Source organism: Moraxella catarrhalis (genome assembly GCF_001656295.1).
Taxonomy (GTDB): Bacteria; Pseudomonadota; Gammaproteobacteria; order Pseudomonadales; family Moraxellaceae; genus Moraxella; species Moraxella veridica.
This window is the reverse complement of sequence record NZ_LXHE01000020.1, coordinates 54158-62377: the sequence shown is the minus strand read 5'-3', so window position 1 is coordinate 62377 and position 8220 is coordinate 54158. Positions and strand designations below refer to the sequence as shown.

Genomic DNA, 8220 nt, shown 5'->3' with positions numbered 1-8220 from the left:
ACCAACCAACCAACCAACCAACCAACCAACCAACCAACCAACCAACCAACCAACCAACCAACCAACCAACCAACCATTATCGCCTGATTTTTTAGACAATCAAGCATTTTTTGATAAAAATGGCGACTTACAACAAAACCTACTCATCAAAGGCAACAATCTGCTTGCCCTACATTCGCTCAAAGAACGCCTAAGCGGAAAAATCAAACTTATCTATATTGACCCACCGTATTATTTTAACAAAAAGAAACCGAATGATACTTTTAATTATAATTCAAATTTCAAGCTATCATCTTGGCTAATTTTTATGAAAAATCGTCTTGAAGTAGCTAAAGAATTTTTATCAGATACAGGGGTGATTTTTATCAGCATTGATGATGACGGGCTTGCTTATCTGAAAGTCTTAATGGACGAAATTTTTGGTATTGATAATTTTATTGCTAACTTACCTACTATCATGAATTTGAAAGGTAATAATGATGAATATGCTTTTGCAGGAACACATGAATATACATTGGTTTATGCAAAAGACAAAGAAAAGTCTGTTTTTTATGAATTTCCAGTCGATGAAGATGAACTATTAAAAGATTGGGAACAAGATGAAATTGGTTTGTATAAACAAGGTGCTAATTTAAAATCAACTGGTGTCAATGCACCTAGAGAAAAGCGACCAAACTTATTTTTCCCTGTGTTTATAGATAACGATAATAACGTATATGTTACTCATGATGATGAAGAACCATTAAATTATGTTGGCGATTTAGTAAAAATATATCCAATTACAGACAATCAAGAAATGTCTTGGCGCTGGAGTAAAAAAAAGTTTATGTCTAATAATCATGACCTAATAGTTTCCAGGCAAGGAAATAACGTTTCTTTGTATAAAAAACAACGCCCCGAATTGAATGAATTACCAACAAAAAAAACCTAAAACTATATTTTATAAACCAGAATATAGTAGTGGAAATGGTACGGCACAAATAAAAGAGCTTTTTGGAGAAAAAGTTTTTTCCAATCCAAAACCATTGGAATTAATTAAAGATTTTATTACACTTACAACAACTGACGGTGATATTATCTTAGATTATCATGCAGGTAGTGGAACAACAGCTCATGCGGTTCTGGATTTAAATAAAAATGGCGGTAGCAGAAAGTTTATTCTTATAGAACAAATGGATTATATAGAAGATATTACCGTACAAAGAATAATAAAAGCCATGAAAAAATATGATTTAAACGAAAGTTTTGTCTGTTTCGAACTCAAAAAATACAATCAATATTTTATCGATAAAATCCTGCAAGCTCAAACTATGGGCGATCTGGACACTGTTTATAATGACATGGCAAAAAACGCCTTTTTTAAATTCTGGTTTGATAAAGACGACTTTCAAAAGCAATATAAAAAAGATGCCGATGACAAGCAAATCAGCCTAGATGACCGCAAAAAAATATTGATAGAAGTCTTAGATGAAAATCAGCTGTATCTCAATTATGCCGATATAGACGACACACGCTTTAATGTCAGCGATGATGACAAAGCCTTATCAAAAGCGTTTTATGGAGCATAACCATGGCAAAAAATAAAACCAAATTAAAAGACACCTTGGGCGAGTTTTTATTTCATCAAATCAAGCATGACCCTGATTATAGACAGTGGTCGCTTGATTTTGAGATGCCAAATTATATTACCGATAATCTGTCTCGGACGCTGCGTGATTATCAGACAGAGGCAGTGAAGCATTTTATTTATCTGTATGAAAGCGGGCAGATAGACAAAGCCAAACATGTGCTATTTAATATGGCGACAGGCACGGGCAAAACCCTGACTATGGCGGCGATCGTGCTGTATTTATATGAATGGGGTTATCGTAATTTCGTGTTTCTGGTACATCAAACCCAAATCAAGGAACAGGCGATAAAAAACTTTACCGATAGTAATTTTGATAAATATTTATTCAAAAAACAAGTGAAATTTAATGGCAAAAGCATACCCATTAAAGCCATAGAGCGCTTTGAGGACAGTAAACGAGCGGGCATTAATTTTATGTTTTTTAGCACACAAATGCTTTATGAACGTATCAAAACTGCCAAAGAAAACAGTATCAGCAGTGATGACTTTGCAGAGCATAACACAGTCATCATCGCCGATGAAGCCCATAGATTAAATGTCAATACTAAGAAAAAAACCGAAGTGACGGACGAAAACAACTGGGAGACAGCAGTACAATCGGTACTACACGCCAATCCCAAAAATCTACTCTTAGAATTCACAGCGACAGTGGATTTAAAAAATGAAAATATTCATAAAAAATATAAAGACAAACTGGTCTATAAGTACGACTTTTTGCAATTTAATAAAGACGGATATAGTAAACAAGTGGCGTTTTTATACAACACTGAAACGCAAATCGCCGACCAAAAACGCCTACTTATCGTTAATGCCGTAGCACTTAGTGAATATCGCCGACTGCTGGCGGAGCGCGAAATGGGCGTGGTCATTAACCCAATCGTGCTGATCAAATCTACCAAAATCGCCCAAAGTGAGACGGACAGAGCGTTTTTTCATCATGTCATCAGCTCACTTAGGGCAGATGATTTTGACCATTTACAACGCATGGCGCAGGACAAAAAAGATTTGTTTGATGATAAGGTCAATGTCATCTCACAAATGTTTTCTTGGTTAAAATCAAAACAAGCCAATCTCGCCACCCAAAAAGACACCACAGGTATTTATGCCTTTATCAGCCATATCAAAGAACGATTTGCCGAAAATCACACCATGATCTATAACAGCAAAAGCAAAGAGCGTGCCGATTTGTTGCCGCTGCTTGATAACCCAAAAAATACCATTCGGGCGATATTTTCGGTCAATGCACTCAACGAAGGCTGGGATGTGCTTAGTTTGTATGACATTGTTCACTTTGACATTTCTGCTAGCAAAAAAGTCTCATTGCAAGACATTCAGCTCATCGGACGTGGGGCAAGGCTATTCCCCTACGCACTGCCCAAGCGATATCATCGTGATGAAGATTTGTTTGGCGGGACGGAGTATGGCAAAGACCCATTTCGGCGTAAATTTGACCAAAACCCAGAGGATAATGGGCGATTGTTAGAAACGTTTTATTATCACTTTGTCAAGACAGGCGTTTTTTTGGAAGATCTACAACAAGAGCTATTGGGCGAAGGTATCATCAACGAAGGCGTAGAGAAAAAAACGATTTATCTAAAGCCACAGTTTCTCCAAAGCCAAACCTACCAAAAAGGCTTTGTGCTAATCAACCGTCAAGAATACCGCTCAAAAAATACACAAGATGAGATTAATTTGACTTTTGATAGGCAAATTAATGCCAGCAGTTACCAGCTTCATGCACGCACACTGACCGATAAAGAACAAAACAAGGCGTTAGCCACTGTCAGATATAAATCCATAAAAATCCTGCCAGAGTATTTTTCAAGGCAGTTATTGTACAAGGCGTTAATTCGGGCAGAAAATGGTTTTTTTAGATTAAATAACCTAAAAAAACACATTATTGGCATTGCCAGCATTGATGAGATGATTGATACCTATCTACCCATGTATGACATCAAATACAGCTATGAACAAGGCAAAGATATTGACAGTTTATCCGCCGATGAAAAACTACAAATGCTTGTTGGCAGTATTTTGCCAGAAGTCAGAAAAGCCATTGATAAATATCTACCGATTATCAAAGGCAGCAGCACATTCACGCCCAAGCCTTTATCTGAAGTATTTCAAAAGCAAAAAAATATCTATCTGACCGCTTATCCCAGTCTAGATGAGCAGGGCAAAAAGACTTACATTGCTCCTGATGAGCGAGCCAGAGCCCAATCTTGCCATGAGAACAGTGAGCTACAATACGCCGTTGATATTGCCAAATGGTATGCTTATAGTGAAAACTATGGCACCAGCGAAGAAAAACACTTTGTCAAATATATCGCGGGCTACATTGATGACTTGCAAATCACCTATCAAGGGGCGGAGATCTATCTGATACGTAATGAACTGGATTATTATATCTTTGATATAAATAGCGGTCGTAGGTTTAGCCCTGATTATATGATGATTATCAATGATATAGTCAAACAAAAAGTGTATTATCAATGCTTGTTTGAACCAAAAGGCGGACATTTGCTTGACAAAGACCAATGGAAAGAAGATGCTTTGGTTGAATTATCAGAAATAATTAAGATTTATAATCAAAATATCATAAATAGCAATAACAACCAAAGCTATCATCACATTAAATGTTTAGGTTTTAAATTTTACAATAGTGAGGCACAAGCCGATTTTACCTTAGATTTTCAGCAAAAATTATTAAACCAATAAAATAATCATGCTAGGGCATTAAGGCAGAGTCTTTACATCAATCATCTTGACCAAAAACTGTTGCAGCATTGGCATTGTCAAGGCGAGCAATAAAAACGCTTGTCACATGTCATGCAATCCGTTAAAATATTTAAGTTTTTTGTATCGTAACGAAGTTCGACACTGCGTATTGTCACATTCAGATAAGCAGTTGTTATTTTATTTATAAGGCATCATTCATGGCACTAATCGTACAAAAATATGGCGGGACTTCGATGGGTAACATCACTCGCATCAAGAATGTCGCTCAGCGCGTCAAGCGTTGGCATGACAACGGTCATCAAGTCGTTGTTGTTGTTTCTGCTATGAGTGGTGAAACCAATAGATTGATTGGATTGGCGCGTGAAATCACCACCGATCCAAACCCTCGTGAATACGATCAAATGGTCTGCACAGGTGAGCAAGTTTCTATCTCGCTACTTTCAATGGCGCTAGAAGCTATCGGCGTAGAAGCCAAATCTATGACAGGCGGTCAAGTTGCCATTCGCACTGACGACACTCACACCAAAGCACGCATCCAAAGCATTGATACAGATCCCATTTTTAATGAACTCAATGCAGGTCGCGTTGTTGTGGTTGCTGGCTTTCAGGGGATTGATGAACATGGTGATGTGACCACTTTGGGGCGCGGCGGGTCGGACACCACAGGCGTTGCTTTGGCGGCAGCTCTCAAAGCGGATGAATGCCAAATCTATACAGATGTTGATGGTGTTTATACCACTGATCCGCGCATCACCCCAAAAGCCAAAAAGCTTTCTAAAATCACTTTTGAAGAAATGCTAGAAATGGCAAGCTTAGGCTCAAAAGTGCTACAAATTCGCTCTGTTGAGTTTGCAGGCAAATACCAAGTGCCACTGCGTGTATTGTCTAGTTTTGATGACAATGCCGACGGCGTTTTCGATGATAATTTTAAACAAAATGTGGGCACACTGATCACAATTGATGAAGGAGACGATATGGAACGTGCAGTTATTTCTGGGATTGCATTCAACCGAGATGAAGCAAAAATTGTGGTTCGCGGCGTGCCAGATCGCCCAGGCATCGCATCAGCCATTTTAAGCCCTGTCAGTATCGCCAACATCGAAATTGACATGATCATTCAAAACGCATCAGATGAAGGCTTCACTGATTTTAGCTTCACTGTTCAGCGTGGCGATTATGAAAAAACATTGAAAATTTTAAATGAGCGTGTCAAAGATGAAATCGGCGCCAGCGAGATTTTTGGTGCAAATGATGTCGTCAAAGTCTCTATCGTTGGCGTGGGCATGCGTTCACATGCCGGTGTGGCAAGTAAGATGTTTGATACCTTAGCCAGTAATAACATCAACCTACAAATGATCTCAACCAGTGAAATCAAAGTCTCTGTCCTGATTCAAGAGCAGCACCTTGAAAAAGCTGTCAAAGAGCTACACACTGCTTTTGGGCTAGATCGTGAAGATGGCGAAAGTAAAGTGGCGGGCTAATCATACGCCCATCACCTGATTTCAAAGGTGATTACACAAAAAATAACGAAATCTTTTGAAAAGTTACTGACAATCTGCTTAATGCCTCTTATAATATTGCATTAAGCAGATTTTTTTTGGGGTTAATCCGCCCTACAACCACACCGATTTGCGATAATGATGGATTAAAATGGGAAAATAACAGTAAATCGGTGGCATCAAAGGAGCATAATAATGCTAATTTTAACTCGCCGAGTTGGCGAAACTTTAATGATCGGCGATGAAGTGAGTGTCACCGTCCTAGGCGTCAAAGGCAATCAGGTTCGTTTGGGTGTGAACGCACCAAAAGACATCGCTGTTCATCGCGAAGAAATCTATCAGCGCATTCAACATGAACGCTCTATGCAAATGCACATGAGCCATCTTGAGCAAGGCGGTAACTTTGCCCCGCCATCATTTGATGATGACGATTATTTCAATCGCTAAGCTATAGGTGGGTCATGAAAACAACAGAAATTTCGCGCATATTGGCAGGTGTAGAATCAAATCAGCTGACCTTTAATGATGTGCTTGCTTTTATTGATGCGCATTATAGTTATCAGCCGATTGATTTTTCAAATGGTGAAGTTACCAACCCTGCTGGCATCAATGAAGGCAGCGCCAAAGTACTAAGCCTGGCTAAGCTTCATGGGCTCAATAAAGTGGATACGCTAAAGTTATTTGCTGAGCATTATCGCGCTGTTCAAGCTGCCCCGCAAGGCGTAGATCACGCCAATATTCGCAACTTTATGCGCTATGGCTGGTCGGGTGTGGGTATGCCAACCAATGCTCTAACACAAAAAGCTTAATTCTTTTTGTGATTACACCCAAAGGCTTGAAAATACCTTGTCAAGCCTTTTTAATTCGTGTATAATTCGGGTTTTAATTTTTCTGCTACTTCTTGATTGTCGTCGCCTTTAACGGTAAGAAATAAGTGGCTCAACCATTGAAGAGTCCTGCTTTATTTGTGCTGTGTCCATACCACAAATAACCAAGCACCAAGCATGACCGGCACACCTGATACCGCTCAATATCCGTGCCACTAAATTAGGAGTTCACCATGTCTCGAGTATGTCAAGTGACTGGAAAACGCCCACAAGTGGGCAACAATGTATCACACGCAAACAACAAAACCCGTCGCCGTTTTTTACCAAATCTACACAACCATCGTTTTTGGGTAGAATCTGAAAACCGTTTTGTGCGTCTTCGTGTATCTTCAAAAGGTATGCGTATTATCGATAAGCATGGCATTGAAAAAGTACTTGCCGATTTGCGTGCCCAAGGTCAAAAAATCTAACGATTTTTACTAATTACCGAATGGATAAAGGATACAATCATGAGAGATAAAATTAAACTCGTTTCTACCGCTGGTACAGGTTATTTTTATACCACCACTAAAAATAAGCGTACCATGCCTGGCAAAATGGAAATCAAAAAATTTGATCCAAAAATTCGCCAACATGTACTTTTTAAAGAAGCAAAAATCAAATAATTGATTTGTGCCAAAATCCCAGCTGAAACTTAGCTGGGATTTTTATTATACCAGTGTGATATAAATTTATGTATCAATTAATGAAAAAATATCGTTTGGTTTTTTACATATTCTTTGGGCTGTGCTTTAGTATACCAGCTTGGGCAAATTCTTTTAAATTAATCCAAAGCTATCCTGTACATCACCCTATTTTTATTCAAGGTTTACAGCTTGATGGCTCAAATAGATTGATCTATTCAGCTGGCTTATATGGACGGTCGGAAATCGGCTATCTTAATCTGGCAACAGGCAAAACATATGGTGTTAAAAAACTTTTGCCGTCTGTTTTTGCTGAAGGCTTGACCGTTACCGATGATGGCATTTGGCAAATTACTTGGCGTGAACAGATGGCTTTTTTAAGAGATGCCAAAACATTGACCATCAAAAAAACTGTACATTATTTGGGTGAAGGTTGGGGTTTGGCTTATGACAAACGGCAAAAAGTTTTATGGCTTTCTGATGGCTCATCCAAGCTTCAAAAATTAGATGCCAAAAATTTTAATAAACTGTCTGAAATTAGCGTTCAAAATCATGGTAAACCTGTTGAATATATTAATGAATTAGAATACGCCAATGGGTTTTTATACGCCAATATTTGGCAGAGCAATAAAATTATTAAAATTAATCCCAATACAGGCAAGGTACTAAACACCTATGATTTTAGCCCCTTGGTTGCTACGCTTAATCTTACCGATCCTGACAGTGTTTTAAATGGTATTGCTCATATCGGCGGACAATCGTTTTATATTACTGGCAAAAACTTTGGCGTTGTTTGGCAAGTTTTATTCACCCAATGACTGATTCTATCTTTAAAAATAAAC

General features: G+C 38.4%; 8 protein-coding genes and 1 pseudogene. All 9 read left to right on the top strand.

Features of this window, described 5'->3' with window-relative positions:
- A partial coding sequence (locus AO382_RS10720) for a DNA methyltransferase (protein WP_201030227.1) occupies window positions 1–931 on the top strand: 931 nt, incomplete at its 5' end.
- Window positions 906–1568, top strand: coding sequence for a DNA methyltransferase (locus AO382_RS08665; protein WP_064620221.1), 663 nt, complete (start codon window positions 906–908; stop codon window positions 1566–1568). The genes AO382_RS10720 and AO382_RS08665, both read left to right, overlap by 26 nt.
- A gap of 2 nt (window positions 1569–1570) precedes the next feature.
- Window positions 1571–4348 carry a DEAD/DEAH box helicase family protein gene (locus tag AO382_RS08660; RefSeq protein ID WP_064620218.1) on the top strand — a complete coding sequence of 926 codons (2778 nt, stop codon included), beginning with the start codon at window positions 1571–1573 and terminating at the stop codon, window positions 4346–4348.
- A 218-nt stretch (window positions 4349–4566) separates the two neighbouring features.
- On the top strand, window positions 4567–5850 hold the full coding sequence (locus tag AO382_RS08655; RefSeq protein ID WP_064609709.1) for an aspartate kinase: 1284 nt from the start codon (window positions 4567–4569) through the stop codon (window positions 5848–5850).
- Between the two features lie 213 nt (window positions 5851–6063).
- Window positions 6064–6231 (top strand): annotated as a pseudogene (gene csrA / locus AO382_RS08650) (carbon storage regulator CsrA); the annotation flags it as partial.
- Between the two features lie 98 nt (window positions 6232–6329).
- Window positions 6330–6677, top strand: coding sequence for a HopJ type III effector protein (locus AO382_RS08645; protein ID WP_064620216.1), 348 nt, complete (start codon window positions 6330–6332; stop codon window positions 6675–6677).
- Window positions 6678–6928: 251 nt separating this feature from the next.
- The gene (gene rpmB, locus AO382_RS08640; protein WP_064602088.1) at window positions 6929–7165 is read left to right on the top strand and encodes a 50S ribosomal protein L28; all 237 of its coding nucleotides are present in this window, start codon (window positions 6929–6931) and stop codon (window positions 7163–7165) included.
- Between the two features lie 39 nt (window positions 7166–7204).
- Window positions 7205–7360, top strand: coding sequence for a 50S ribosomal protein L33 (gene rpmG, locus AO382_RS08635; protein WP_003659281.1), 156 nt, complete (start codon window positions 7205–7207; stop codon window positions 7358–7360).
- An 80-nt stretch (window positions 7361–7440) separates the two neighbouring features.
- Complete coding sequence (locus tag AO382_RS08630) at window positions 7441–8196, top strand: glutaminyl-peptide cyclotransferase (protein ID WP_064620212.1); 756 nt, start codon at window positions 7441–7443, stop codon at window positions 8194–8196.
- The last annotated feature ends 24 nt before the right edge of the window (window positions 8197–8220 follow it).

What these genes read in the sequence shown, in the direction of transcription:
- AO382_RS08665 (WP_064620221.1), top strand. Translation starts at nt 906, where the DNA reads ATGAATTACCAACAAAAAAAACCTAAAACTATATTTTATAAACCAGAA.
- AO382_RS08660 (WP_064620218.1), top strand. Translation starts at nt 1,571, where the DNA reads ATGGCAAAAAATAAAACCAAATTAAAAGACACCTTGGGCGAGTTTTTA.
- AO382_RS08655 (WP_064609709.1), top strand. Translation starts at nt 4,567, where the DNA reads ATGGCACTAATCGTACAAAAATATGGCGGGACTTCGATGGGTAACATC.
- AO382_RS08645 (WP_064620216.1), top strand. Translation starts at nt 6,330, where the DNA reads ATGAAAACAACAGAAATTTCGCGCATATTGGCAGGTGTAGAATCAAAT.
- rpmB (WP_064602088.1), top strand. Translation starts at nt 6,929, where the DNA reads ATGTCTCGAGTATGTCAAGTGACTGGAAAACGCCCACAAGTGGGCAAC.
- rpmG (WP_003659281.1), top strand. Translation starts at nt 7,205, where the DNA reads ATGAGAGATAAAATTAAACTCGTTTCTACCGCTGGTACAGGTTATTTT.
- AO382_RS08630 (WP_064620212.1), top strand. Translation starts at nt 7,441, where the DNA reads ATGAAAAAATATCGTTTGGTTTTTTACATATTCTTTGGGCTGTGCTTT.